This is a genomic window from Micromonospora sp. NPDC057141 (assembly GCF_042670805.1).
In the GTDB taxonomy this organism is placed as follows: domain Bacteria; phylum Actinomycetota; class Actinomycetes; order Mycobacteriales; family Micromonosporaceae; genus Micromonospora.
In genome coordinates this window covers 1-1240 of sequence record NZ_JBHUVA010000175.1, presented here as the reverse complement: position 1 = coordinate 1240, position 1240 = coordinate 1, and the positions used below count along the sequence as shown (strand labels likewise).

General features: G+C 66.8%; 1 protein-coding gene and 1 pseudogene. Both read right to left on the bottom strand.

Translation table 11 applies throughout. The features are described from left to right. The coding region (locus ACFT41_RS32305; protein WP_377590554.1) for a sulfate adenylyltransferase subunit 1 at positions 1-1049 on the bottom strand (1049 nt) is incomplete at its 3' end. Then, a pseudogene (locus tag ACFT41_RS32300) lies at positions 1049-1240 on the bottom strand (sulfate adenylyltransferase small subunit); the annotation flags it as partial. The pseudogene ACFT41_RS32300 and the gene ACFT41_RS32305, both read right to left, overlap by 1 nt.

The window sequence follows — 1240 nt, the reverse complement described above, 5'->3', positions numbered from 1 at the left end:
TTGATGGCGTAACGGCCGCCGACGGTCAGGGGGCGGGTCTCGTCCATCCAGCAGACCATCGCCTCGATGTCCTGCGCCACGGTCGGGGCGTTGTGCGGCCGGCAGATCATGTCCCCGCGGGAGATGTCGATCTCGTCTTCCAGCCGGACCGTGACCGACATCGGGGGGAACGCCTCGTCGACCGGGCCGTCGGCGGTCTCCACCGCCGCGATCTTCGAGGTGAACCCCGACGGCAGCACCATCACCTCGTCACCCGGCTTGAGCACCCCCGAGGCCACCTGACCGGCATACCCCCGGTAGTCCGTCACCGTCGTGGACTGCGGCCGGATCACGTACTGCACCGGGAACCGCACATCCTGCAGGTTACGGTCCGAGGCGATGTGCACCCGCTCCAGATGATGCAACAACGACGGACCCTCGTACCACGGCATGTCCTCCGACCGCGACACGATGTTGTCACCCCGCAACGCCGACACCGGCACCACCGTCAGATCCGGCACGTCCAACTTCGCCGCGAACGCCGTGAACTCGTCCGCGATCGCCTCGAACACCTCCCGGTCGAAGTCGACCAGGTCCATCTTGTTCACACACAACACCAGATGCGGCACCCGCAACAACGAACACAGAAACGCGTGCCGCCGCGACTGCTCCACCAGACCCTTACGCGCGTCCACCAGGATCAACGCCAGATCCGCCGTCGACGCACCCGTCACCATGTTCCGCGTGTACTGGGTGTGCCCCGGCGTGTCCGCGATGATGAACTTCCGCCGCGGCGTCGCGAAATACCGGTACGCCACATCGATCGTGATGCCCTGCTCCCGCTCCGCCCGCAACCCGTCGGTCAACAACGCCAGGTTCGTGTACTCGTCCCCCCGCGCCGCGCTGACCGCCTCCACCGCCGCCAACTGATCGGTGAACAACGACTTCGTGTCATACAACAACCGGCCGATCAACGTCGACTTACCGTCGTCCACACTCCCGGCCGTGGCGAACCGCAACAGGTCCATCGGCCGCGCCTCCACCTCGACCGGCGCCATGTCGATGCTCATCAGAAGTACCCCTCCCGCTTCCGGTCCTCCATCGCGGCCTCACTGACCCGATCGTCACCCCGGGTCGCGCCCCGCTCGGTGATCCGCGTCGCGGCCACCTCCTCGATCACCGCCACCACACTCGCGGCATCCGAACGCACCGCCGCCGTACAGGAGGCGTCACCCACCGTCCGATACCGCACCACCTCCAC